The organism is Bradyrhizobium betae (assembly GCF_008932115.1).
Taxonomy (GTDB): domain Bacteria; phylum Pseudomonadota; class Alphaproteobacteria; order Rhizobiales; family Xanthobacteraceae; genus Bradyrhizobium; species Bradyrhizobium betae.
Genome location: NZ_CP044543.1, coordinates 560556 through 585212 on the forward strand (window position 1 = coordinate 560556; position 24657 = coordinate 585212).

The following is a 24657-nucleotide window of genomic DNA, read 5'->3' on the forward strand; positions in this document are numbered from 1 at the left end:
CTGCGCGCGAGACTGGAGGAACGCCCGCCTGGTCGTCAGGCGGGCGTCTTCCTGCTTCTATTCGCAGGTGAGCCGCTGCTCGAACCAGCCGGACAGCCGCTCCGCCAGCGGCGGCCACATCCGCTGAAAGCGTTCGAGCTTGCCGGCATTTACGCGGTACATGGCCCGCAATTCCTGCTCGATGGCCGGAAGGTCAACGCCAACACAGATCCCGTCCCGCGCGACGGTCTTGCCGGCGACGACGACCTCCTTCACCGGGGACGCATTCCCGCGCGCGAACAGCAGGGCCATGGGGTCGACCGGCATGATCTGGTCGCGGTCGAGCCGGTCGAGATCGATCACGACGTAGTCAGCCGGATGGCCGGGACTGAGCTCGCCGCTTCCGGGAGCGCCAGTCGCGCGGCGGCCGTTGCGGATGGCGAGCGCGAACAGCTCGGCCGGCGTCCATGTCGCCTTGAAGCCGAGACCGCCATGGACCATCTGCACCAGCCGCATCTCGCGCAGGATGTCGTCGTCCTCGTCGAACGCCAGCCCGTCGACGCCGACGGCGATGGCGCAGCCGCATGTATGGGCGGCGGCGATCGGAGCAAGTTCGGAGCGCAAATGCATGTTCGAGCTGAAATTGGTGACGATGCGCGCACCGGAGGCAGCGATCATCTCCAGCTCGTCCGGGCGGGCGTGGATGCAGTGCGCCAGCGTCAGCCGCTCCGAGAGGAAGCCGATGTCACGCAGCCAGCGCACCATGTCCGGAAAGTGCCGGTCGGCCCAGGCGCGCTGGTATACGGTCTCAAGCAGATGCATGTGGATGCGGCGGCCGGTTCGCGCCGAGTTCTCCGCGATCGCTTCCAGCAGAGGCTTCGAGCACCATTGCACGCCGGCCGGTCCGAGCTGCACGTCGACCATTGGACCGGCGATGGCCGCGGCAATGGCGTCGGTCAGCTCGATATACGCCGTCGGCGACATCGGCGCACGGACGAACAGGTCTTCGATCGTCTTGCGATCATCGTCGGGAATACCAGAGAGCAACGGCTCGGCATCGCCATAGACGATCGGATTCTGGTCGCGCACGGCAAGCGCAAAGGCCATGCGGATGCCGACGTCGGACGCGGCCTTGGCAATCGCCTTGGCCTCGTCGAGCAAGGGCATCGTTCCGCTCGGGCGGGTGTAGTGCACCATCATGGCCGCGCAGCCCGCCTTGGCGGAACGGGCCAGTGCGGAGGCCGCGGTCAGGTAAGGATCAACCGGCGTGCCGAGCGCGGTCCGCAGGATCCAGCTTTCCAGCGGCATGCGGACCGCGCCGAAGGACGAGGCGGTGGCGCGGGCGTGGTCGTGGGCGTTGACGAAGGCGGGAATGACGAAGGAGCGCGGCCCTGGCCCCGCTCCTTCCGAGATATCGGTGATGACGCCACCATCGTGCCGTAGCACGAAATTGTCGCTGACGCCGCGATCAGGGCCACGGAACAGGCTGGTTGCCGCAATCTCCGTGGCCATGAGCGCCTCCTCAAACTCAGTTGGCGGTATAAACCAACTCCCGCTCCGCGCGCGGCGGCAGGAACTCGCGCGAGAACACCTCTGCCGGCGTCGGCGCGCGGCGCAAAAGTGCTCGAACGCGCCATCGTGCACGGTACGACGCGCATGCGCACCCATGTCGAGATCGACCCGCGCATCGGCCTGCGCGGCTACGAGGCGGTCAAGGCACTGAAGCGCGACCATGCCTGGGCCATCGACCTCTCGCTCTGCGTCTTCCCGCAGGAGGGCCTGACCAACGATCCCGGCAGCGACGAACTCCTGGTCCAGGCGCTGCGCGACGGCGGCGGGGCGATCGGCGGCTGTCCCTATATGGACACCGACCCGAACGCGCACCTCGAACGCATCTTCGATCTCGCCCAGGAATTCGACGTCGACGTCGACCTCCATCTCGACTTCGATCTCGATCCGTCCTGGTGGCACCTCGACGAGGTCTGCCGGCAGACCGAGCGGCGCAGCTATCAGGGGCGCGTCGCGATCGGCCACGCCACGAAGCTCTCGGCGCTGGCGCCGGAGCGCTTGAAGGCGGCCACCGCGCAACTGGCAAATGCCGGCGTCGCCGTCACCGTGCTGCCCGCGACCGACCTCTATCTGATGGGGCGCGAGGCCACCCACAATGCACCGCGCGGATTGACGCTCGCACACAAGCTCGTCGACAATGGCGTGCTGTGCTCTGTCGCCACCAACAACGTTCTCAACCCCTTCACCCCGTTCGGTGACGCCTCGCTGCTGCGGATGGCGAACTTCTACGCCAATGTCGCGCACGCCTCGGTCAGCGACTTCGACACCTGCCTCGATCTCGTGACCGACCTGCCGGCACGGCTGATGAACCTTGGCGATTACGGCATCAAGGTCGGCAACCCCGCCGATCTCATCGTGCTCGATACGAAGGACAGCCGCTTCGCCATCGCCGAGCTGCCGGATATCGTGATGGGGTTCAAGAACGGCCGGCAGACGTTTGAACGGCCGCGCCCGACGCTGTTTTCGCCGCGGAGCTGAACAGCGCCGAAACGATCAACGGAGGAACCGATGGACTTCGACACAATCTTCCTCCACGCGCGCTTCGACGGCGGCACCCAACATCACATCGCGGTCACGGATGGTCGCATCGCGGCGATCATGCCCGCTGACCAGCCTCCGACTGGCGCTACGACGATCGATCTCAATGATGCGCTGGTCGTCCCCGGCTTCGTCGAAGGCCACATCCACCTCGACACCAGCTTCTATGGCGATGCCTGGCGTCCGCACAAGCCGTGCACCAACGGGTTCAATGTGCACGAGCGCGTCGCCTTCCAGGCAGAGAACATGGCCGAGGCTGCGCCGATGGACGTGCGGGCACGCAACCAGCTCGATCTCTGCATCGGACACGGCACCACGCAGATGCGCAGCCATGTCATGGTGGACGGCTCGGTCGGGCTCAAATCCCTCGAGACGATCCTGCGCGTGCGCGAGGAATATCGGGGCCTGATCGACATCCAGCTCGTCGCCTTTCCCCAGAGCGGCATTCTGGCGAGCCCGGGCACGCCGCAATTGCTGGACGAGGCGATCGGGCTCGGCGCCAACCTCGTCGGCGGGCTCGATCCTGCGAGCTTCGACCGCGATGTCGAGAAGCATCTCGACGTCGTGTTCGGCGTGGCCGAGAAACATGGCGTCGATGTCGATATCCACCTGCACGACATGGGCACGCTCGGCGCGTTCGAGATCGAGCAGATCGCAGCGCGCACGCGCGCGCTCGGCATGGAAGGCCACGTTGCCATCAGCCACGCCTACGGGCTCGGCGATATTCCGGCGGATTATCTCAGGAAGATCGCAGACGTTCTCGCCCGTTCCGGCGTCGCCATTATGACCAACGCGCCCGGCGCGCGGGCCTTCCCGCCGATTCTCGCCCTGCGCAACGCCGGCGTCACCGTCTTCAGCGGCAACGACAACATCCGCGATTCCTGGTGGCCTTATGGCGACGGCGACATGCTGCGCCGGGCCGCCACGCTCGGCTATCGCTCCGGCTTCAACATCGACGAAGAACTGCGTGTCGCGTTCGATGTCGTGACAGAGGCCGGCGCAAAGGCGCTGCGGCTCGAAGGCTACGGCCTGCGTGTCGGCGCCAAGGCCGATTTCATGACGTTGAACGCGGACCATGTCCCTGAGGCCGTCGTCGCGGTGCCGCAGGGGCGTTCCGTGTACAAGGACGGGAAACTTGTCGCTGTAAACGGCCAGGTTGTCGGCAAGCACGCCTGACCGTTCAATCGTACCGCCGAGCCTCCCCAAAACTCCGAGTCCGGTAGAATCCCGGTCCGTAGCCCAACGCGTTGCGGCAACGATCGGGTAATCTTACTAAGACCTTGCACTGACCATCTGCGTTCACCAGGAGTTTGGGAATGTTCAGCGCATTCAGTAGTATCGATTATCATTCCATCCGGGCCAGCACGCCTGCCGAGACCGCCGTCAAGCGCTTGAATGGCATCGGCGAAGTCCTGTCGGGCCTCGACATCACGGCAATCCACACACAGGACGACATGGCGCGTGCGCTCTGGACGCTGGATACAGCCGACAAGTGCGTTCGCCTGATCCTGACCGAGTTCCGCAGCGAGCGGACAACGGAGGTCGTGCGAGAGGCCAACAGCCTGATCGATCTGATCGAGGCCGCCCGCGACGAAGTCTCGGGCTATCGCGACGGCAGCAGGGTCCTGAGCTGAATGCGCCCCGACGTCAGCGCTTGATCTTCGCGAGAATCCTGTCTGCCTCGGTGCGCCAATCGGCGCTGCGGGCGAATTCCTTCGTTCCCTTCGGTCCGAACAAGCCCTCATCGGCGAGATCGGCCACCGAGGCCTGACGCTCGGCCGTGCCTTGCGCCGACCACGGCGTCAGCCCCGCCTCCCGCACGGTCTCCGCGACCTCGCGCACTTCCTCGGCGCGGCGGCGGCCGTGCTCGATCACGCGCTGGAAGAAATAGGTGCCCTGCTTCTCCCAATTGATGCTCGGGAAGGTTTCCGTGAGCGAAGCCAGCACCGCATCCTCGACGCCATAAGCGCGCGCGGTGGTGAAGCTCTCGATCACCATGGCCTCCAGGCCCTTGATCATGATGCTGCGGCACATCTTCACGGCCGACGACACACCGAGCTTGTCGCTGGCAACCTTCGCCGCAAAACCGATCGCGTTGAGCAGCGGCTCCAGCTCCTTCGCGCCGGGACCGCCGAGCAGCAGCGGCACCTTGATGCGATAAGGCGGCACCGAGGTCATCACCGCGCCCTCGACATAGCGGCCATCAGCGCCGTCGATCAGCGCCGCGGCGCGCTGCTTGGCGCCGGGAGAGGCCGAGTTGAAATCGAGGAACCAGGTGCCCTGGTTGATCGCGGCCGCGCAAGCCTGTGCGACCGGAACAGCCTGGCTCGCAGTCACGGCAGAGACGATGAAATCGGATGTCGCGGCCAGCTCCGTATGAGATGCCGCAAGCGCAACGCCGAACTTCGCCGCATGCTCCCTGAGCGCCGCGCCCTGCTCGCCTCCGAGCTTGATGTCGTAGGCGGAGACCCTGATGTCCTCCTGGCGCAAATCCTCGGCCAGAATCCGGCCGACCTCGCCATAACCAACCAACCCGATCTGCCAGCGTTTGGGATCGCCCGCCATCAGTTCAGTCCTCGCGTCGTTTCGTCGAACAGCTCCTCGACCGCGTAGCGGCGCGGGATCAGCGCCTGCTGGAATGCGTAATCGACGATCAGCTCTAGCGGCTTCCTGTTCGCCTCGATGCCGAACGGAACGAGGTCGGGTGAGCCCGCCGGCCCCGTCCGCACCTTGTTCTGCTTCAACAGATCATAGACGCCCGCAACCACATCAGGCCGCGATTTCGCAAGCTTCTCTGTCACGACCACAAGGTGATTGACCGGGACGACACCGCGGCGGACATACCATTTGGCGGCTTCCGCGGCCGGATCAGGAAACAGCGGCTTCAGCCTGAGGTCGTTCGACGTCTCGCCGAGGATCGCATCGAGCTTTCCGTCGAGCAGCATCTGCAGGACTTTCTTGTCCTTCGGTGCGCGCTCGGTGGTGTCGACATATTCGGCGACATGCGGATCCTCGAACGTGACCCAGCGGATCCTGTCGAGATTGACGCCGTAGTCGTTGGCGAGGATGCCCCTGATCCACGCCCCTGTCGTCGTGGTGAAGGAGCGGATACCGACGCGCTTGCCTTCGAGATCGGACGGCCCGAGCGTTCCATGCGCGGGATTGTACAGCGCATAGGAATGCTGGAAGCGGCCCATCATCGTCGCCGGCAGCAGGACCAGCGGCTTGCCATGCGCCTTCGCCATCAGATAGGTGACGATCGCCATCTCACAGACGTCAAAAGCCTGCTCGCGCACCATTGGCTTGAACGCCGTGTTGGTCGGCGTGTACTCGATGAAATCGAGGTCGAACAGGTCGGAGCGCAGCTCGCCGCTCTTCACTGCCTGGACATGGGGGTGACTACCGAGCACCGCCTTCAGTCTGAGACGATCCATCCGCCCGCTCCGCTTCTCGTCGCTTCAGACGTCCTCGGGATTGTCGACGTAGACGAGCCCCGCTTTCGCCAGCGCCTCGCGCATGCTGTACATGTCGAGACCGAGCTCGCCCGAGGCGAGCCGCTTGCGCTTGCCGCCCTCGTCGGCGTTTCGCTTCTTCGCCTTCTCGGCGACCTCGGCGGCATAGCGCTTCGGCACCACCACGACGCCATCGTCATCGGCCACGACGATGTCACCGGGATCGACGTTGACGCCGGCGCAAACCACGGGGACGTTGACCGAGCCGAGCGTCGCCTTCACCGTACCCTTGGCCGAGACCGCGCGCGACCACACCGGAAACTTCATCTCGTGCAGCGCTTTGACGTCGCGGCAACCGGCGTCGATGATCAGCCCCTGCACGCCGCGCGCCTGAAGCGAGGTCGCAAGCAGCTCGCCGAACATGCCGTCGGTGTTGTCGGTGGTGCAGCCGACGACGAGGATATCGCCCTTTTTGCACTGCTCGACGGCAACATGGATCATCCAATTGTCACCGGGCTGCGCCAGCACGGTGACGGCCGGGCCGGCGATCGACGCACCGGCCCAGACCGGGCGCAGGTACGGCTTCATCAGGCCGATACGGCCGTAGGCCTCATGCACGGTCGAGACGCCGTACTCCGCCATCCCGGCGGGATCGGCGCGCTTGATGTTGCGAACGACGACGGGCTTCATGCCAACTCCTCCGCGACCGTCGGGAACAGGCGCTGATAGGCCTCGCCATAGGTCATGGGCACGCCGGTGTTGCGGCTACCCTGGATGCCGCGGTTGAGCGCGACGCGCTCATAGTAACCCCAGAGGTGCTTCTGCGCGGCGAGGATCTGGAACGCCTCGTACTTCTCCTTCCAGACCTCGTCGATCTTGAGCAGCAGGTCCGGCTTGTAGTTGCACTGCTCGGGCTGGTGTGGCTCGAACAGGAACACCGGCGGCGCCGAGTATTTGTACTGCGCGCCGGGTTTGTGGCCCATCGCCTGCGCCACCACGCGGGTCTCCTGCGCGAAATGCGCGGCGTTCGGATGGTCGAAATTATAGGGATCTTCCAGCGCATGGGTCAGCACGAAGCTCGGATTGAGCTCGCGGTAGATGTCGACCATGCGGTCGAAATGCGCCTCGGTGAGCTTCAGCGGATAGTCGCCGCAATCGAAGAACTCGATCTCGGCACCCAGCAGCTTTGCCGCGCGCTCCGCCTCGTCCTTGCGGCCGGCCTTGACCGATTCCAGCGTCGCGCCCTTCTCCTTCCAGGCAAACTGGCTCTCGCCGCGCTCGCCAAAGGACATGCAGACGATCTTCATGCGATAGCCCTTCTTCGCATGCAGAGCGATGGCGCCGCCGGCGCGCCAGACGAAATCGCCCGGATGGGCGGTGACGACAAGACCTGTTTTCATGGGACTGCTCCCCTCTTTGGTTCGTAACCATCATAGGCTCCCTGCCTCATGCAGAAAGCCAATTCGTCAGGCGGCAACGGCGGCGGGCTCCTCGCCGTCGAGCACGCGCCTCAACCGCTCGCCGTCGAGCGCGCCTTCCCATTTGGCAATCGCGATGGTCGCAACCGCGTTCCCGATCAGATTGGTCGGCGTCAGGCCCTGCGACATCAGGCGATGAATGCCGAGCACCAGCGCGACACTCGTCACGGGAATTGTGCCTGTCGCGGACAGTGTTGCCGCCAGCACGACAAAAGCGGCGCCCGCGATCCCGGCCGCGCCCTTCGAGGTCACGAGCAGGATCAGCAGTAATTCGATCTGCTCGGCGAGGCCAAACGACGTGTTGGTCGCCTGCGCCAGGAACACCGAGGCAGCGGCGAGATAGAGACAGGTGCCGTCGAGATTGAAGGAATAGCCGGTCGGGATCACCAGCCCGACCACGCTTTTCTCGCAGCCCGCGTTCTCCAGCTTGGTCAGCATCCGCGGCAGCACGGTCTCCGACGAGGTCGTGGCGATGCAGATCAGCAGCTCCTCCCAGATGTAGCGGATCAGCTTGAGCAGCGAGAAGCCGCAGAGGCGCGCGACGGGGCCGAGCGCCAAGATGATGAAGATCACGCAGGTTAGATAGAAGCCGCCGAGCAGCTTGCCGAGCGAGGCCAGCGATCCCACGCCGAACTTGCCGACCGTGAAGGCGATGGCGCCGAACGCGCCGACTGGCGCCGCCCACATGACGAAACCGACGACGGCGAACACCATCTTTGCGGCGATGTCGACGAGGCTCACCAGCGGTGCGGCGCGCTCGCCGAGCTGCACCAGCGCAAGGCCGCACAGCACGGAGACGAACAGCACCTGGAGGATGTTGCCCTCGGCAAAGGCGCCGATAAACGTCGCCGGCACGATGTTCATCAGGAACGGCACGAAGCCGATTGCGCTGGTCTGCTTCACGTACGGCTCGATCGCGCTCGTGTTGATGCTGGCGGGATCGATGTTCATGCCGACGCCGGGCTTGAGCAGATTGATCGCGATGAGGCCGATGACCAGCGCGATCGTGGTCATGATCTCGAAATAGACGATCGCCTTGATGGCCACGCGCCCGACGCGGGCCATGTCCGCCATATGGGCGATGCCGTGGACCACCGTGCAGAAGATGATCGGTGCGATCAGCATCCGGATCGCCTTGATGAAGGCGTCGCCGAGCGGCTGCATCTTGGCGCCGGCCTCGGGACTTGCGATCCCAAGCGCGATGCCGGCCGCCATGGCGATGAGCACCTGGATCCAGAGCTCCTTCCACCAGGCGCGGCCGCGCGGCTTGTCGATCGCCATCGCCGTCATCGGCCGAACTCGAACAGGCGCGCGGGATTGTCGACCAGGATCTTCTGCTGAAATTCCGGCTCCGGTGCGAACAGCGGGATCAGATCAACGAGGTCGCCGTCATTCGGCATCACCTTGACGTTGGGATGCGGCCAGTCGGTGCCCCAGATGACGCGGTCGGGCGCGGTCTCGACGATCTTTCGCGCGAACGGCACCGCGTCGGTGAAGGGCGGACCGGCCGAAGACACCCGCTCCGAGCCGCAGATCTTGACCCAGCATTTCTCGTCACGCTGCATCAGCTCGATCAGTATCCTGAACGGCAATTGATCGAGTCCTTCGGACGATTTCACCCGCCCCATATGGTCGATGGTATAGCTGAGCGGCAGCCTCGCCAGCATGTCGGCATAATCAGGCAGGTCGATCGCGTCGAAATGCAGGTCGATGTGCCAGCCGAGCGGCGCGACCATCGCGATGACGCGATTGAACACGCTCTTGTCGGGGACGCCGCCGAGATGGCGTACAAAATTGAAGCGGCAGCCGCGGAAGCCGCCCTCGTGCAGCACGCGAAGTCCGCGCTCGGTGATGGTGTCGTCGATATTGGCGACCGCGCGATAGGCACCGCTGCTCTGTGCGATGGCATCGAGCGCCACGGTATTGTCAGTGCCGTGCACGCTGGCATTGACGATGACCGCACGATCCACCCCGAGCTTGGCGTGCAGCGCCCTGAAATCCTCGAGCGGCGCATCCGGCGGCGTGTAGGAGCGATCCGGCGCGTAAGGATATTTGACGCCGGGCCCGAAGATATGGCAATGCGCGTCGCAAGAAAGCTTCGGCAATTTGAACTTCGGCGTGCGCGTGTTCGGATCGGGCGGCGGAATGGTCGGCGTGTACATCATCGTCATCAGGTGAACTTGAACAGGCGCGCGGGATTGTCGACCAGCAGTTTTTGCCGGACCTTCTCATCGGGCGCGTAAAGGGGGATCAAATCGACGATCTCGCCATCATTTGGCATGATCTTGACGTTGGGGTGCGGCCAGTCGGTGCCCCAGATGACGCGATCGGGTGCGTTGTCGACCAGCGCCTTCGCGAACGGCACAGCATCGTGGAACGGCTTGCCGGAAGCGGATGCACGCTCCAGGCCGGTGATCTTCACCCAGCACTTCTCGTCGTTCTTCTGCAGGTTGAGCAAGGCGGTGAAGCCGGGATCGTCCAGCCCCTTCCCCGCCTGAACCGTCCCCATGTGATCGATCACGTAAGGCGTCGGCAGCGCGGTGAGGATTGGTGCGAATTCGGCGATCGTGCCCGGTTCGAAATAGACGTCGATATGCCAGCCGAGTTCGGCGACGCGATGCACGATGCGCTGGAATTTGGTCATGTCGCCGACGCCGCCGAGGCGCTTGAGGAAGGCGAAGCGGCAGCCGCAGATGCCGGCCTTGTCGAGCGCCGCCAGCTCTTTCTCGGTCATCTCATCATTGACGTTGGCGACGCCCTTGTAGGCGCCCTCGCTCTGGGCAATGGCATCGGTGACGACGCGGTTGTCGGTGCCGTGCACGGTGGCATTGACGATCACGCAGCGCTCGACGCCGATCTTCTCATGCAGGCTGCGGAATGCCTCCAGCGGCGCATCGGCCGTGTTGTAGGGCCGCTTGTCCGAGAACGGATAGCGGGACGCCGGTCCGAAAATGTGGGTATGGCTATCGCAGGATTTCGGCGGGAGCTTGAAGGACGGCAGCTTCGGATCGGGATCAGGCGGCGCGATCGTCGGGATAGCCTTGAGTTCTGCCTTGAGTTCGACCTTGGGTTCGGCTCCCTGCGCGCAGGCTTCGCCCGTGAGCGCCGCGCCGGCCAATCCGGTCAAGAGATGCAAGCACTCCCGCCTGTTCATTTCCCAAACACCCCGTCACACGGTCCACCTGCAAACGGAAGCGAGCGACCGCATCTCCGCTCGGGCGGTTTCTTTCAAGTCTTGCTGCTGACGACCGGCCGCCGCCGCGCCGGAGCGGCCTGATCCAGCGCCGGCGCCTGGAATGCGGCAACGGTCGCCTGCACCAATTGCTCGATGGCGCTCGCGGCATCGCTGCCGTCGGCCTCGCCGCGCGACAGGCGCGAGACGCGGTCCGGCGTCACCAGCGAATAATACAGTGCGCCGAGCAGGAAGTGACTGCGCCAGACGATGTCGGTGCGTGGAATGTGCGGGAGACTATCATGCACCGCATCGATGAAGGCGTGACTGGTGTCGTCAAAGGTCTGCGCGATGATTTTTCGCGCGACTTCGTTGCCTTCGGCCGACATCACGGCGCGTAGCCGCGTGAAGCGGGCACCGCCGCCGGCAAGATCGCTGCCCGAGGTGAAGGCCGGCACCACATAGGCCCGCACGATCGCCTCCAGCCGGTCCTGGAGATCGCGCACGCGCCTGGCGGCGGCGAGCAGCTCGGAACGGCGCAGGTTCATCGGCCCGCAATGACGCCGGTAGATCTCCAGCAGCAGGCCGTCCTTGGTCTTGAAATGATAGGTGACGCTGCCCGGATTGGCGCCGGCGGCCTGCGCGATGTCGCGCACCGAAACGGCATTGAAGCCGTTGATGGCGAACAGCTCCTCGGCCGCGGCGAGGATCGCCTCGCGCATGTTCGGCTTGCGGGCCGTTTCCTTGCTGGTGGGCTTGCGTGCCATGTGATTTGTACTATCGTACAAAAGATCAGTTCTCGTCAACAAGAACCATGGGCCGCGTCCGGACGACCCGAAAAGACCGACGGCAGGGATGCGAACGCCCGCAAGGAGTGCTGGACTATGCTGGGTTTGAACAAGACGATCGGCCGCTTGATGCTGGGTGCCGGCCTGTTGCTGGCGGGCAGCGCCGCGCAGGCCGCTGATAATTATCCAAGCAAGCCGGTTCATATCCTCGTGCCCTACGCCGCCGGCGGCGCCGTCGACGTGCTCGCGCGCACGCTCGGCCAGGCATTGGCGAAGACCTGGGGCCAGCAGCCGGTGGTCGATAACCGGCCCGGCGCGGGCGGCATCGTCGCCTCGCAGGCGCTGGCGCAGGCGGCGCCCGATGGCTACACGCTGATCCTGGTCGCGAGCGGCCATCCGCTCAACCAGTTCATCTATCCGAGCGTGCCCTACGACACCTTCAAGGATTTCACCGCGATCAGCGAAGTCGCCTCCTCGCCGCTCGCGATCGTCGTTGCCAAGGACAGCCCGTACAAGACACTCGGCGATCTCCTCGCCGCCGCGAAGAAGGACCCGGACAAGCTCTCCTACGGCATGTCCGGCAACGGCACCTCGGCGCATCTCGCCGGCGAGCTGCTCAAATACATGTCAGGCACCAAAATCGTCGCGATCCCCTACAAGGGCGGCGCGCCTGCGCTGACGGCGGTGATCGCCGGCGAGATCCCGCTCAGCATCAATCCGCTTGCGGAGGCGATCGGCCAGCTCGAAGGCGGACCAGTGCGTGCGCTCGCAGTGACCTCGGCCGAGCGCTCCAAGGCGCTGCCGAACGTTCCGACCATCGCAGAGTCGGGTGTACCTGGCTATGACGTCTCGGTCTGGTGGGGCGTCCTTGGCCCGGCCAAGATGCCGCCGGAGATCGTGGCGAAGGTCGAGACAGATTTGAAGGCGGCGTTGCAGGACCCGAACGTGCTGTCGACCCTCGGCAAGATCGGCGCAGCTCCGGTCGGCTCCTCCGCCAAGGATTTCGACGCCTATATGCGTGCCGAGGCGACCAAATGGGAGCCGGTGCTGAAGGCCGCCGATATCCGCGCGCAGTGAGGCTCTGGACATGAGAACCTCTTCCGGACCCCTTGCGCGTGCCGCGCTGCTCGCGGCCGCCATCACCGGCCTGCTCGGCGCGCCCGTTCGCGCCGACGGCGAAGCCAAGCTCCTGGCGCCGGGCGGCGCGTTGCGTGTCGGCATCTATCCAGGCAGCCCGACCTCGATGGTGACGGATGCGGCCGGCAAGCCGCATGGTCTTGCCTACGATCTCGGCGGCGAACTGGCAAAACGGCTCGGCGTCGGCGTCGACTATGTCAGGTTTCAGCGCGTCGCCGACATCGTCACCGCGATCCGCGACGGCCAGGTCGACTTCACCGTGACCAATGCGACGCCGGCCCGCGCCAACGACGTCAGCTTCAGCCGGCCGGTGCTGGCGATCGAGCTCGGCTACCTCGTTCCCGCGAACTCGCCGATCGGCAACATCGAGGATATCGACAAGCCAGGCGTGAAGATCGGCGTCACCAAGGGCTCGACCTCCGAGCGCACGCTGCCGGCCAAATTCAAGAACGCGACGATCGTTCCGGCCGAAAGCGTCAAGGTCGCCATCGGCATGTTCGGCCGCGGCGAGATCGACCTTTATGCCACCAACAAGCCGACGCTGTTCGAGATGTCCGACCAGATGCAGGGCGCAAAAATCCTCGACGGCAATTGGGGCGCCGAGCATATGGCCATCGCGATCCCCAAGGGGCGCGAGGACGCCCTGCCCCTGCTCAACCGCTTCGTGGCCGAAGAGCAGTCGTCCGGCGCGCTGGATACGATCCAGCAGCAGGCGGGCCTCCGCGGCGCCACCAAGGCGACGCGCGACTAATCGTGACGCTCGAACCTGCGAACGACTAGCATTCGCTGACATTGCTGCGCCGGACACTGATTCCGTTTGCTGCAAATCAACGCAACAACATGGATAAAGCGTCATTTGTCTTCGGCGCCGCACTGAGCGACCAAAGCTGCGGATTGCAGGAGACCGGGAATGAACAAGCATTTGTTGTTGACACTCCATCGCTGGATCACGCTGGTCTTTGCGCTCCCCCTGCTCGCGATCATCGCGACCGGCCTCATCCTGTCCTTTGAGCCCCTGGCGCAAATCAGCGCCGTTGGCGGCCCGCCGATCGCCTCCACCCGCATCGTCGACCTGGTGAAACGATATGATCCGGATGGCAAGGCGCGCGGGCTTTCGATCAATGCCGCCGCGCAGCGGATGACGTTGCAAGGCGCGGGAGCGCCGGCGATCGATCTCGCCACCGGCGAATCCGCGGCCACCGGCTCCGGCCTCTCCGATCTCTTCGTGTGGGCGCGCGGCACGCATGAGCGGCTGCTCGGCCAGGCGTGGCTGGTCACGAGTTCCACCGTCGCCATGGTCATCTTGATGCTGCTTGGCGTCCTCATGGGACTGCCGCATCTGCGCAACACGCTGTCCGGATGGCACAAGGGGACCGCCTGGTTCGCATTGCCGCTGATCCTCTTGAGCCCGCTCACCGGCCTCTGCCTGGCGTTCGGCCTGACGTTTCAGAGCGCGTCCGCTCCTGCCGGCGGCGGCCGTTCGTTGCCGCTGCCCGAGGCGGTTGGCATGGTCGCGGCCTCCCATGATTTGTCGCACGTGATATCGATCGGCGTGCGCGGCGGACGCATGATGGCGCGAGTCTACGAAGGCGGAGAGCTGCGCGCCTATGCCGTCAGTTCGTCAGGCGTCACGCCGCTGCCGCGCAACTGGCCGCGCCTGATTCACGAAGGAAACTGGTCGGCCTTGATCGCCTCGCCCCTCAATGTCGTGACGTCGATCGCGCTGCTCACACTGCTCTCGACCGGCCTGCTGATCTGGGCGCGGCGAAAACTTCGCAAGCGGCGACCGCGTACAGACGGGCGGACGGACACCGCCGTCGCGAAGGCCGCCTGACCGCATCCATTAATTTTACGCCCTTGCCCGCATTTTCTCCGGTGCGGCGGGGCGCTGCAGAAACCCGGTGTCGTCGCCGCCGCCTGACGGAATCAGGATCGCGCGCTCGCGCGGCAGGGCTTCTGGCATCTCGTCGCGAATGAAGGCGATCAGCCTTTCCCTCATCTCGCAACGAAGGTCCCAGGATTGCGGCGCATTCCGCGCACTGACCAGCGCCCGCAGCTCGATGGTGCGCGAATCCGCGTCGATCACCTGGAGATTGACCACCGCGCCGTCCCACAGCTTGGATTCCTTCACCGCGCCCTCCAGCCAGCGCCGGATGCGCGGCACGTCGGCGCGGTAATCGACGTGCAGCGCGATGACGCCGATCAGGGACGCAGTGTCGCGCGTCCAGTTCTGGAACGGCTTTTCGATGAAGTAGGACAGCGGCACCACCATGCGGCGCCAGTCCCACAACCGGATCACGACATAGGTCGCGGCGATGTCCTCGACCCAGCCCCACTCGTTCTCGATGATGACGGCGTCCTCGATGCGGATCGGCTGGGTGATCGCGATCTGCACGCCGGCAATCAGGTTGCTGAGCAACGGCCGGGCAGCAAGACCGACGATGATACCGGCGGCTCCGGCGGAGGCGAACAGGCTGACGCCGTATTGCCTTACTGAATCGAATGTCATCAGCGCCGTCGAGATCGTCATGATCACGATGACGATGTCGGTCACGCGCTTGAACACGCGCACCTGGGTGACGTGCTTGCGCGCGACGAAATTCTCCGTGACGTCGCGAAAATTTTGCAAATAACGCGCCGCGCTCATATCCACGATCCGGATCGAGATCCAGCCGATCAGCGCGATGAAGGCGACGATGAACAGGCTCGTCAGCGGCGCGCGGAACATATCGTCCAGGGGGGCAAGCGGCAGCACCAGCGCGACCGCCGCCAGACACAGCGCCAGTTGGGCCGGGCCGGACGTGCGCGCGATGAAGACGCTCATCAGCGGAAGACGCGTTCCAAAGGCGCGGTTGAGCAGCCAGGCCGCGAGCCGGTAGAGCGACAGCGCAAGCAGGATCGCCCCGGCGACCAGGCCGAGGCCGACGAACCATGACGGTATCCATCCGAACATCCTGTCGATGTCGGCCATGAGGGCCTGCCGATTCATTGAGATCCCCGCATTTGCATTTGCGTCTCAACGCGCTTCAACAGGCTTCGCTCCCCCGCTCAGTGCAATGCAGCATCCCTCTGGTGCAACGGCCGCCGAACTGCGCTATTTATGGGCGATCATGACTCGCCGAACCGGCAGCGCCGATCTTCCCCTTCACACCGGCCGGGTTCCACCCTGGCTTGCGACCCGCATGTCGTCGCTCGGCGCGATCGTCACGCAGGCGATCGTGCATCATTACGGACGCGATGCGTTCCTCCAGCGCCTCTCGCATCCGTTCTGGTTCCAATCGTTTGGCGCCGTGATGGGGATGGACTGGCACTCGTCGGGGATCACCACCTCGGTGATCGGCGCGCTGAAGCGCGGGCTCGGCCCGCTCCAGGACGAACTCGGAATTTACGTCTGCGGCGGTCGCGGTCGACATTCGCGCAAGACGCCTGACGAGTTGTTGCAGCTCAGCGACCGCGTCGGCTTCGACGGCGCAAAGCTCACGCGCGCCAGCCGTCTTGTGGCCAAGGTCGACAGCGCCGCAGTCCAGGACGGTTTTGATCTGTATCTGCACGGCTTCTTCGTCACCGCGGACGCCAAATGGACCGTGGTGCAGCAGGGCATGAACGGCGACAAGCGGCAGGCCCGCCGCTATCACTGGCATTCCGAGGCACTGCAGAGTTTCGTCGATACGCCGCACAGCGCGATCGACGGGCCGCAGCAGGGCGAGATCGTCAATCTCACCGACCATCGCGCCGAAATCTCGCGCGCGGCGCAGCTCGAGCTTTTGAGCGATCTCGGCCCCGACCGCATCCTGACGGAATTCGAACGGCTCACCGGAACGGCGCCCGAGCCGGCGCAAGCCATGCTGCCGCACCTGATCATGCCGGCGCATCACGATGTCAGGCCGAAGGACGTGTTCGCGCGGCGCCTGCACGGCACGCTGGCGGCCGCCGCCGAGCGCGGCCCGGTCGACTTCCCGGAGCTCTTGCTGACGCCCGGCGTCGGCGCGCGCACCGTGCGCTCGCTGGCGATGGTCGCCGAAGTCGTGCACGGCGCGCCGTATCGGTTCAACGATCCCGCGCGCTACTCGCTCGCCCATGGCGGCAAGGACCGGCATCCCTACCCCGTCCCGATCAAGGTCTATGACGAGACCATTCGCGTGCTGAAGGGCGCGATCCAGAACGCGAAGCTCGGACGCGACGAGGAGATGCAGGCGATCAAGCGTCTCGACGATCAGGCGCGTCGGCTGGAGCGGACTGCCAGTGGTCCGTCGCTGGAGTCGTTCATCGCAGGTGAACGTGGCGCATCGCCTGAGCTCGACGGACGTTCCGTGTTCGGCTGGGAACGCGACGTCGCGGCGAAGAAGCTGACCGGCTCTTGATCCTTATCCGCGCCCCGGCGCTCGCGGCGCGGTCTTGCGCTGCTGCTGGCTGGTGTAGGCGTCCCAATGGCTCCAGCTGCCGTCGCTGAGGCTCCGCAGATCGGTCGTGAGCGGACGCCGCGTGCGCTTGTCGTGGTCCGCGATCACGCGCTCCGACTGCGCGATCTTGCGCTTGAGGTCCGCGATCGACTTCTGGGTCTGGCCGGTCCGCTTGGAGGACGCAATCTCGCCCATCGTGAAGCGTGCGGTCTCGAGCGCCTTCAACTCGGCACGGTTCTTCTTCAACTGGACCCGGTGCCAGGCGATGTTGCTGTCGCTGTCCGCAACCATGTGGGAACTCCGCTGATTCGCTCCCACAGTGTATCGCGCGCCGAATCGGCGCCGCAACGCCCGTGCGGCGGCGAAACTACGGTCTTATTGCGCAAGAATTCCGAGCTTAGCGCTCGGCAAAGGCCTTTTCGACCACGAACTGGGCCGGCTCGCCGTGATTGCCCTCGACAAAGCCCCTCTCGCCCAGAAGCGTGCGGGTGTCGGCCACCAGCGCCGGGCTGCCGCAGATCATGACGCGGTCGTGGGCGGCTTCCAGCGCCGGCAGGCCGATATCGGCAAACAGTTTGCCGGAGGTGATGAGGTCGGTGATGCGGCCGCGATTGCGGAAGGGATCGCGGGTCACGGTCGGATAATAGATCAACTGGGCGCGGATATAGTCGCCGAGCATCTCGTCGTTCGGCAGATGCTCCGTGATCATCTCGCCATAGGCGAGTTCCTTCACATGCCGGCAGCCGTGCAGCAGCACGACCTTCTCGAACCGCTCGTAGGTTTCGGGGTCCTTGATCACGCTCAGGAACGGCGCAAGGCCGGTGCCGGTGCCGATCAAATAGAGGTTGCGGCCCTCTTCCAGATTGTCGATCACCAGCGTGCCGGTGGCCTTGCGGCTGACGATGATCTCGTCGCCTTCCTTCAGGTGCTGCAGCCGCGAGGTCAGCGGACCGTCCGGCACCTTGATCGAGAAGAATTCGAGGGTGTCCTCGTAATTGGCGCTGGCGACGCTGTAGGCCCGCAGCAGCGGCTTCTCGCCGACCTTGAGCCCGATCATGGTGAATTCGCCGTTGCGGAAGCGGAAGGTCGGGCTGCGGGTGGTCTTGAACGAGAACAGCGTGTCGGTCCAGTGGTGGACGCTCAAAACGCTTTCCTGGTTGAAATTGCTCATCTCACCCTTCCGTGTCGCTTCCAATGCGGTTCGAGGCGGTCAGCTATGCGTCGTTTGTACACGATCATTCGTATACTAATGAATAATCCCGCTTGCTCCCGTGGTCAAGGCTGACCAAGATCGCGAGCGTTGCAGTTAAGGACAAGGACCCCTTCCATGGCGCATGACGCACCCCAGGCCACCGGACCCTCGAAACTCGTGATCCGGAATATCGGTCTGATCCTCTCCGGAGCGCTGGAAAAGCCGATCCTGGACGGCGACACCATCGTCGCCGAGAACGGCAAGATCTCCGCGATTGGCCGCTTCAAGGACCTCAACACCGAAGGCGCGACCACCATTGTCGATGCCAACGGCACGACGGTGACCCCCGGCCTGATCGACAGCCATGTCCACCCCGTCGCGGGCGATTGGACGCCGCGGCAGAACCAGATCGGCTGGATCGACAGCTCGCTGCATGGCGGTATCACCACCATGATCTCGGCCGGCGAAGTGCACATGCCCGGCCGCCCCCGCGACGTCGTCGGGCTGAAGGCGATGGCGATCTTCGCCCAGCGCGCGTTCTGGACCTTGCGTCCGGGCGGCGTGAAGGTTCATGCCGGAGCGCCCGTCATCGAATGCGAGATGGTCGAGGAAGATTTCAAGGAATTGGCGGCTGCCGGCGTCAAGCTGCTCGGCGAGGTCGGCCTCGGCGGCGTGAAGGACGGACCTACCGCGCGAAAAATGGTCGGCTGGGCGCGCAAATACGGCATCCAGAGCACGATCCACACCGGCGGCCCTTCGATCCCCGGCTCCGGCCTGATCGACAAGGACGTGGTGCTGGAGGCTGACACCGACGTGGTCGGCCACATCAATGGCGGCCACACCGCCCTTCCCGACGATCAGATCCGCTGCATCTGTGAGGGCTGCAAGCGCGGGCTCGAGATCGTTCACAACGGCAATGAGCGCTCGGCGCTCTACACGCTGCGCATCGCGCGCGAGATGGGCGATCTGCATCGCGTCATCCTCGGCACCGACGGGCCGGCCGGCTCCGGCGTGCAGCCGCTCGGCATCCTGCGCATGGTGTCGATGCTGTCCTCGATCGGCGAGCTGCCGGCCGAGATCGCGTTCTGCCTTGCCACCGGCAACACCGCGCGGATGCGGCAGCTCGACTGCGGCCTGATTGAGGTCGGCCGCTCCGCCGACTTCGTCATCATGGACAAGGCGCAGCACTCGCCCGGCAAGACCATCCTGGAGAGCGTGCAGCTCGGCGACCTCCCCGGCATCGGCATGACCATCATCGACGGCATCGTGCGCACCCAGCGCAGCCGCAACACCCCACCCGCCGGCAGGGTGCCGGAAGTGGTGGCGAAGTGACGCAGCTTCAAGCGCATTGAACAGATCTGCTGCCTGCTGCGTCTAACGCAGGCAGCCCTCGGCGGGGGCAGTTCATTTGCTGGACCATCGAGCGAGACATGACAAACTCATCGCGAATAGCCGTCGGCGTTGCTGGCGCGGTAGCGGGCTATGTCGCAACCTTTATGCTGTTCTCGCTGCTGGATTTCGGCAACCGCGCCGACCCGATCACATCGGGTCTGCTCGGGCTGTTCTTCTACTCCCCGATCGGGGCGATCGCCGGCGCCGTGCTTGCCAGCTGGCTGGTGACGCGTTCGGGCGGGGGCGCAGACAATGGGGGCGTCGCACGCAACAGCCTGAAGTCGCTCGGTGCCGTCGTCCTGCTCTGCGCCACGGGTATCGGCATCTACATTGCCTATGCCTATGCGACCGCAACGCCCTGGCTCAATCCGAACGCCAGCAATCCCCTGCTCGTGTTCGAGGTTCGCTTTCCCGCCGGCGCTACGGTGCCGACGTCACCGCAGGGCATCACCATCGAATTGCAGACCGACCTCAACACCATGCCGGGCGAAGTGACACCCGCCGCCTTCCATCGCGACGGCGACCAGCCCGTCATCGCGGGCGAAGTCGAACTGGCGTTTCGAACCTCGCACCGGCAGCTTGCCGTCAATATCGAAGGCCAGCCGAGCCGAATCTATCCGATCGACTTGACCGCCCGGGCGCCGCATACGCCGGAATTCGGCACGTGGCGCCGGCTCACTGATGGCAGCGAAATCCGCTACCGCGCCAAATGGCCGGGAAAGACTTAAGGGATCACCGCTTTTTCGCGATCTCACAACGCACATAAGTCTGGCGCTTGGCCCGCCCGACCGGTCCGTTGTCCATCACCAGCCTGCCGTCCGCCGCGATAGAGACACGCGGGCTGGAGCGAAATGTCTCGCCCTCGCCTTCGCAGGCGAGCTTCATCTTCCAGCCGAGCTTACCGTCGGTGGTGATCTCGCTGGCGCGGCAGCGAGTCTCGTACCAATAGAGACGGTTGCCGCCCTCGATGCTCATGCGGTTGGCGCTGTCCTGATCGCGACAGTCCTTTTGGGTCGACGCCCAGAAGCCTTCATAGGGCTGCGCCGCAAAGGCAGGCACACATTGGCCCGCCAGCGCCGCGCCAAGACTCAAGGCTGATGCAAACCGCGCCGTCGCTCTCATGACGAAAAACCTCGATAAACCCTGACCGAGATTAGTCGCCGCTCAACGCAGCTTGTTCAACAGCGCCATCAGCGTCTCGCGCTCCTTAGGCTCGAGCGGCGCCAGCGTCTCACGGGTAATCGCGAGCGCATTTGGCGCTGCCTTCTCCGCGAGTTGCTGACCGGCCCGCGTCAGGCTGACCAGCAGCCGCCGCCCGTCCTCGGGATCCTGGCTGGTCTCGGTGAGGCCGCGCGCCGTCAGGCGATCGATCACGCCCTTGATGGTCGCGACATCCATCGCCGTCAGCCGCCCGAGCTGGTTCTGCGAGCACGGCCCGGTCTCGGCGAGTTTCGACAGCGCCGCCCACTGCGTCGGCGTGATGTTGGTGCCGATATCGCGCGAGAAGATCGAACTGTGGCGCTGCCAGACCTGGCGCAGGATGAAGCCGACCTGCTCGTCGAGCACGTAAGACGACTTGTTGGACGATTTGGCCAGCTTGACGCCCTTCTTCACCGCGACGCTTCTCGCCATCCGTTCCCCGCCCCTCACAACGACAAATGCGCGTCGCGGATATCCGGACGCGCGTCGAGCTCGGCCATGGTGCCGCCGAAACAGATGCGGCCGCGCTCGATGATATAGGCGCGATCGGAGATCAGCCGCGCAAAATGCAAATTCTGCTCGGAGACGACGATGCTGACGCCTTCTTTCTTCATGGTCAGGATGGCGTCGACCATCTGCTCCACGATCTTGGGCGACAGGCCTTCCGAAGGCTCGTCCAGCAGCACCAGCGACGGATTGCCCATCAGCGTACGCGCGATCGTCAGCATCTGCTGCTCGCCGCCGCTCATGCGGCCGCCCGGACGGTTCTTCATCTCACCGAGATTCGGAAACAGCGAGAACAGCTTTTCGCGGGTCCAGTATGGCGCGTTCGGGCGCTTCGGCTGACGGCCGACTTCCAGATTTTCCTCCACCGTCAGATCGGTGAAGATGCGGCGCTCCTCCGGCACATAACCGAGCCCATCGCGTACGATCTCATGGGTCGGGCGTGCCGAGATATCCTTACCCTCGAACATGATGCGCGCGGTGCGCTGTGCGACGAGGCCGACGATCGAGCGGAACGTGGTCGACTTGCCCGCACCGTTGCGGCCCAGGAGCGCGACCACCTCGCCCTCGCCGACCTCGAAGCCGATGTCGAACAGGATATGCGCCGGGCCGTAATGGCTGTTGAGGTCCTGCACCGTGAGCTTCATGCGGAGGCTCCCTCGCGATGCCCGGCCTCGTAGAGCAGGCCCTCGCCGAGATAGACCGCCTGCACCTGCGGATTGCCGCGCACCTCGGCCGGCGAGCCCTCGGCGATCAGCGTGCCGCGGTTGAGCACGATGATGCGGTCGGCATGCTCGAACACCACGTCCATGTCGTGCTCGGTGAAGAGCACGCCGATCGATTTTTCCCGCGCGATCTGCGCGGTCAGGCGCATCAGATCGACGCGCTCGCGCGGCGCCATGCCGGCGGTCGGCTCGTCCATCAGCAACAATTTCGGCTGGTTGGCGAGCGCCACCGCAAGCTCGAGCCGCTTGAGGTCGCCATAGGCGAGCTCGCCGCAGGGCCGGTCCGCATAGCCGCCCATGCCCACGAGCTCGAGCAGGCGTCCAGCCTCGCCGCGATCGTAATTCGGCGCCGAGCCCCAGAGATTGAACAACTGCCTGCCGTGCGAGACCAGCGCGACCTGCACGTTCTCGCGCACGGTCATGGTCGCGAAGGTCGCAGTGATCTGGAAAGTGCGCCCCACCCCGAGCCGCCAGATCTCGCGGGGCTTCTTGCCGGTGGTTTCCTCGCCGAGCAGACGGACATGGCCTGAATCCGGCCGGTTCTGGCCATTGAGCATGTCGAAACAGGTGCTCTTGCCGGCGCCGTTGGGGCCGATCAGCGCCAGGATTTCGCCTGATCGCAGCGAGAACGAGACGCCGCGCACGGCGTGGATGCCGCCATAGGATTTGGTCAGGCCTTCGACCGCGAGAAGTGTGGGTGCGACGCTCATTCGGCTGACTCGATCGGCTTGGCAATGAGAGGCGATCCGGGCGGCGATGCCTTCCTGCGGCGTTGCGCCAGCATCTCCAGCATGCCGACGATGCCCTTGGGGAAAACCACGACGATCAGCACGATGAAGCCGCCGAGCACGAGCTTCGACAGATCGGTCTGGCTCACCAGCCAGATATTGAGGGCCTTGTATACGATGGCACCGATCACCGCGCCCGACACCGTCTCGACGCCGCCGAGCAGCACCATGACCAGCGCGTCGACCGAGAGCGAGATGCCGAGATTGTCCGGGAAGACGCTGCCCTTGAGGTAGGCGAACAGCGCGCCGCCGATGCCGGCGGTGGTGCCTGCGATCACGAAGGCGGTCCACTGGATGCGCTTGGCGTTGATGCCGATCGCCTCGCTGCGCAGCAGCGAGTCCCGTGTGGCCCTGAGCGCGTAACCGAACGGCGAGAATACCATGGCGCGCAGCGCGATCGTGACGAGCGCCGCGACGCCGAGCGCCAGCCAGTAGAAATTCGACGGGCTCGCCGCCCATTTCTCCGGCCAGATACTCAAGATGCCGTTGTCGCCGCCTGTTACGCTCACCCACTGGAACGCGATCGACCAGACGATCTGCGCGAAAGCGAGCGTCAACATCGCGAAATAGACGCCGGAAAGCTGCACGGCGAAGAAACCGAACACCGCGGCGCCCATGCAGCCGAGCAGCGGGCCGAGCAACAGGCACACGATCATCGGCAGCCCCGCCATCTTGGCGAGGAAGGCGACGCCGTAGGCACCGAGGCCGAAATAGGCTGCGTGCCCGAACGAGGCGAGCCCGCCGACCGACATCAGGAAATGCAGGCTGACCGCGAAGATCACGAAGATCGCGATCTCGGAGCCGACGGTCAGCGCATAGTTGCCGGCGAACAGCGGCAAGGTCGCCGCGATGATGAGCGCCGCCAGCGCGGCCAGCCGCTCGTTCGACGTCAGCGGCCGCCACGGATTGACGGTGAGCCCGGGCGTCTTGCGCGCGGGGGCCTCGGGCTTGCCGAACAGGCCCCAGGGCCGGACGATCAGCACCGCCGCCATCACCAGGAAGACCAGGATGATGGAAATCTTCGGAAAGATCAGGATGCCGAACGCGTTCAGCTCGGAGACCAGCACCGCCGCGACGAAGGCGCCGACGATGCTGCCGAGACCGCCGATCACGACCACGACGAAGACTTCGACGATGATGCGCAAATCCATCGCGTGATGCACGGCATCGCGCGGGATCTGGAGCGCGCCGCCGAGGGCGGCGAGGAACACGCCGACCGCAAACACGGAGGTGAACAGCCATTTCTGATTGACGCCGAGCGCTGCGACCATGTCGCGGTCCTGCGTCGCCGCGCGCACCAGCACACCCCAGCGGGTGCGCTGGAACAGCAACCAGAGAATGCCGAGCACGACAGGACTGAGCACGATCAGGAACAGATCGTAGCTCGGAATGTTCTGGCCGAAGAAATCGACCGCGCCCCTGAAGCCCGGAGCGCGACGGCCGACGAGATCGTCGGGCCCCCAGATCAGCACCACGAGATCCTCGACCATCAGGGTCAGGCCGAAGGTGCCGAGCAGTTGAAACAATTCAGGCGCGTGATAGATGCGCCGGAGCAGCACCATCTCGACAAGCACACCGATCACCGCAACGGCCAGCGCCGCCAAAACGATCCCGCCCCAGAAGCCAAAGGTGCCGGACAGTCGCTCCGTCAGCGTGAAGGCGATATAGGCGCCGATCATGTAGAAGGCGCCGTGCGCGAAATTCACGATCCGCGTCACGCCGAAGATGATCGACAGGCCCGAGGCCACCAGGAACAGCGACGCTGCGCTGGCGAGACCGGTCAGAAACTGTACGACGTAGAAGGCCATCGGCGGTCCAGGTTGGGTGAAGTCGTAGGGTGGGT

The 24657-nt window shown here is 64.9% G+C and carries 25 protein-coding genes and 1 pseudogene; 9 read left to right on the plus strand and 17 right to left on the minus strand.

Features of this window, described 5'->3' with window-relative positions:
* Nucleotides 1–57 precede the first annotated feature (57 nt).
* On the minus strand, nucleotides 58–1491 hold the full coding sequence (locus F8237_RS02965; protein WP_151642323.1) for an amidohydrolase family protein: 1434 nt from the start codon (nucleotides 1489–1491) through the stop codon (nucleotides 58–60).
* Nucleotides 1492–1533: 42 nt separating this feature from the next.
* Here F8237_RS02965 and F8237_RS02970 point away from each other — a divergent pair.
* The 3 genes and pseudogenes from F8237_RS02970 to F8237_RS02980 all read left to right on the plus strand — a co-directional run.
* Nucleotides 1534–2526: pseudogene (locus F8237_RS02970) on the plus strand (amidohydrolase family protein); the annotation flags it as partial.
* A gap of 30 nt (nucleotides 2527–2556) precedes the next feature.
* Entirely contained in the window at nucleotides 2557–3762 is a 1206-nt protein-coding gene (locus F8237_RS02975; protein ID WP_151642324.1) for an amidohydrolase family protein, read from the plus strand.
* 140 nt (nucleotides 3763–3902) lie between these two features.
* Nucleotides 3903–4220, plus strand: coding sequence for a hypothetical protein (locus tag F8237_RS02980; protein ID WP_151642325.1), 318 nt, complete (start codon nucleotides 3903–3905; stop codon nucleotides 4218–4220).
* 13 nt (nucleotides 4221–4233) lie between these two features.
* On the opposite strand, the gene F8237_RS02985 is transcribed toward F8237_RS02980, so the two are convergent.
* The 8 genes from F8237_RS02985 to F8237_RS03020 form a co-directional block, all read right to left on the minus strand.
* A complete protein-coding gene (locus F8237_RS02985; RefSeq protein WP_151642326.1) occupies nucleotides 4234–5151 on the minus strand; it encodes a DUF1932 domain-containing protein in 918 nt (305 codons plus the stop codon).
* Nucleotides 5151–6020 (minus strand): substrate-binding domain-containing protein, encoded by an 870-nt coding sequence (locus F8237_RS02990; protein WP_151642327.1) that lies wholly within the window; start codon nucleotides 6018–6020, stop codon nucleotides 5151–5153. The genes F8237_RS02985 and F8237_RS02990 overlap by 1 nt, the downstream gene beginning before the upstream one ends.
* A 24-nt stretch (nucleotides 6021–6044) precedes the next feature.
* Entirely contained in the window at nucleotides 6045–6728 is a 684-nt protein-coding gene (locus F8237_RS02995) for a 4-carboxy-4-hydroxy-2-oxoadipate aldolase/oxaloacetate decarboxylase (protein WP_151642328.1), read from the minus strand.
* Entirely contained in the window at nucleotides 6725–7438 is a 714-nt protein-coding gene (locus F8237_RS03000; protein WP_011086622.1) for a PIG-L deacetylase family protein, read from the minus strand. Before F8237_RS03000 ends, F8237_RS02995 begins: the two co-directional genes overlap by 4 nt.
* Nucleotides 7439–7504: 66 nt before the next feature.
* Complete coding sequence (gene dctA / locus F8237_RS03005) at nucleotides 7505–8806, minus strand: C4-dicarboxylate transporter DctA (protein WP_151642329.1); 1302 nt, start codon at nucleotides 8804–8806, stop codon at nucleotides 7505–7507.
* Entirely contained in the window at nucleotides 8803–9687 is an 885-nt protein-coding gene (locus tag F8237_RS03010; protein ID WP_151642330.1) for an amidohydrolase family protein, read from the minus strand. Before F8237_RS03010 ends, dctA begins: the two co-directional genes overlap by 4 nt.
* Nucleotides 9687–10670 carry an amidohydrolase family protein gene (locus tag F8237_RS03015; RefSeq protein WP_151642331.1) on the minus strand — a complete coding sequence of 328 codons (984 nt, stop codon included), beginning with the start codon at nucleotides 10668–10670 and terminating at the stop codon, nucleotides 9687–9689. Before F8237_RS03015 ends, F8237_RS03010 begins: the two co-directional genes overlap by 1 nt.
* A gap of 74 nt (nucleotides 10671–10744) precedes the next feature.
* Entirely contained in the window at nucleotides 10745–11455 is a 711-nt protein-coding gene (locus F8237_RS03020) for a TetR/AcrR family transcriptional regulator (RefSeq protein ID WP_151642332.1), read from the minus strand.
* A gap of 117 nt (nucleotides 11456–11572) precedes the next feature.
* On the opposite strand from F8237_RS03020, the gene F8237_RS03025 reads away from it, so the two are divergent.
* The 3 genes from F8237_RS03025 to F8237_RS03035 all read left to right on the plus strand — a co-directional run bounded on the left by F8237_RS03025 (nucleotide 11573) and on the right by F8237_RS03035 (nucleotide 14447).
* The gene (locus tag F8237_RS03025) at nucleotides 11573–12553 is read left to right on the plus strand and encodes a tripartite tricarboxylate transporter substrate binding protein (protein WP_151642333.1); all 981 of its coding nucleotides are present in this window, start codon (nucleotides 11573–11575) and stop codon (nucleotides 12551–12553) included.
* Nucleotides 12554–12563: 10 nt separating this feature from the next.
* Nucleotides 12564–13364: an ABC transporter substrate-binding protein gene (locus tag F8237_RS03030; RefSeq protein WP_151642334.1), complete on the plus strand. Its 801-nt coding sequence runs from the start codon at nucleotides 12564–12566 to the stop codon at nucleotides 13362–13364.
* Between the two features lie 159 nt (nucleotides 13365–13523).
* On the plus strand, nucleotides 13524–14447 hold the full coding sequence (locus tag F8237_RS03035; protein ID WP_151642335.1) for a PepSY domain-containing protein: 924 nt from the start codon (nucleotides 13524–13526) through the stop codon (nucleotides 14445–14447).
* A 15-nt stretch (nucleotides 14448–14462) separates the two neighbouring features.
* On the opposite strand, the gene F8237_RS03040 is transcribed toward F8237_RS03035, so the two are convergent.
* Nucleotides 14463–15602, minus strand: coding sequence for a mechanosensitive ion channel family protein (locus F8237_RS03040; RefSeq protein WP_151642336.1), 1140 nt, complete (start codon nucleotides 15600–15602; stop codon nucleotides 14463–14465).
* A gap of 121 nt (nucleotides 15603–15723) precedes the next feature.
* Here F8237_RS03040 and F8237_RS03045 point away from each other — a divergent pair, with 121 nt between their 5' ends.
* A complete protein-coding gene (locus F8237_RS03045; protein ID WP_151642337.1) occupies nucleotides 15724–16974 on the plus strand; it encodes a DUF763 domain-containing protein in 1251 nt (416 codons plus the stop codon).
* A gap of 3 nt (nucleotides 16975–16977) precedes the next feature.
* Here the strand turns inward: F8237_RS03045 and F8237_RS03050 are convergent, their stop codons facing one another.
* Both F8237_RS03050 and F8237_RS03055 read right to left on the minus strand, forming a co-directional pair.
* Nucleotides 16978–17304, minus strand: a complete 327-nt coding sequence (locus F8237_RS03050) for a hypothetical protein (RefSeq protein WP_151642338.1) — start codon at nucleotides 17302–17304, stop codon at nucleotides 16978–16980.
* Between the two features lie 106 nt (nucleotides 17305–17410).
* Nucleotides 17411–18184 (minus strand): ferredoxin--NADP reductase, encoded by a 774-nt coding sequence (locus tag F8237_RS03055; RefSeq protein WP_015686883.1) that lies wholly within the window; start codon nucleotides 18182–18184, stop codon nucleotides 17411–17413.
* A gap of 156 nt (nucleotides 18185–18340) precedes the next feature.
* On the opposite strand from F8237_RS03055, the gene F8237_RS03060 reads away from it, so the two are divergent.
* A complete protein-coding gene (locus tag F8237_RS03060; RefSeq protein ID WP_151642339.1) occupies nucleotides 18341–19537 on the plus strand; it encodes an amidohydrolase family protein in 1197 nt (398 codons plus the stop codon).
* Nucleotides 19538–19635: 98 nt separating this feature from the next.
* Nucleotides 19636–20325 (plus strand): hypothetical protein, encoded by a 690-nt coding sequence (locus tag F8237_RS03065; protein WP_151642340.1) that lies wholly within the window; start codon nucleotides 19636–19638, stop codon nucleotides 20323–20325.
* Nucleotides 20326–20329: 4 nt separating this feature from the next.
* Here the strand turns inward: F8237_RS03065 and F8237_RS03070 are convergent, their stop codons facing one another.
* Genes F8237_RS03070 through F8237_RS03090 form a run of 5 tightly spaced genes read right to left on the minus strand, consistent with a single transcriptional unit; the run spans nucleotide 20330 to nucleotide 24622 of the window.
* Entirely contained in the window at nucleotides 20330–20719 is a 390-nt protein-coding gene (locus tag F8237_RS03070) for a hypothetical protein (protein ID WP_151642341.1), read from the minus strand.
* A gap of 42 nt (nucleotides 20720–20761) precedes the next feature.
* The gene (locus F8237_RS03075; protein WP_151642342.1) at nucleotides 20762–21229 is read right to left on the minus strand and encodes a MarR family winged helix-turn-helix transcriptional regulator; all 468 of its coding nucleotides are present in this window, start codon (nucleotides 21227–21229) and stop codon (nucleotides 20762–20764) included.
* 14 nt (nucleotides 21230–21243) lie between these two features.
* Nucleotides 21244–21948 (minus strand): ABC transporter ATP-binding protein, encoded by a 705-nt coding sequence (locus tag F8237_RS03080; RefSeq protein WP_151642343.1) that lies wholly within the window; start codon nucleotides 21946–21948, stop codon nucleotides 21244–21246.
* Nucleotides 21945–22736 (minus strand): ABC transporter ATP-binding protein, encoded by a 792-nt coding sequence (locus tag F8237_RS03085; RefSeq protein ID WP_151642344.1) that lies wholly within the window; start codon nucleotides 22734–22736, stop codon nucleotides 21945–21947. The genes F8237_RS03080 and F8237_RS03085 overlap by 4 nt, the downstream gene beginning before the upstream one ends.
* Nucleotides 22733–24622, minus strand: a complete 1890-nt coding sequence (locus tag F8237_RS03090) for an ABC transporter permease (protein WP_151642345.1) — start codon at nucleotides 24620–24622, stop codon at nucleotides 22733–22735. The genes F8237_RS03085 and F8237_RS03090 overlap by 4 nt, the downstream gene beginning before the upstream one ends.
* Nucleotides 24623–24657: the final 35 nt, after the last annotated feature.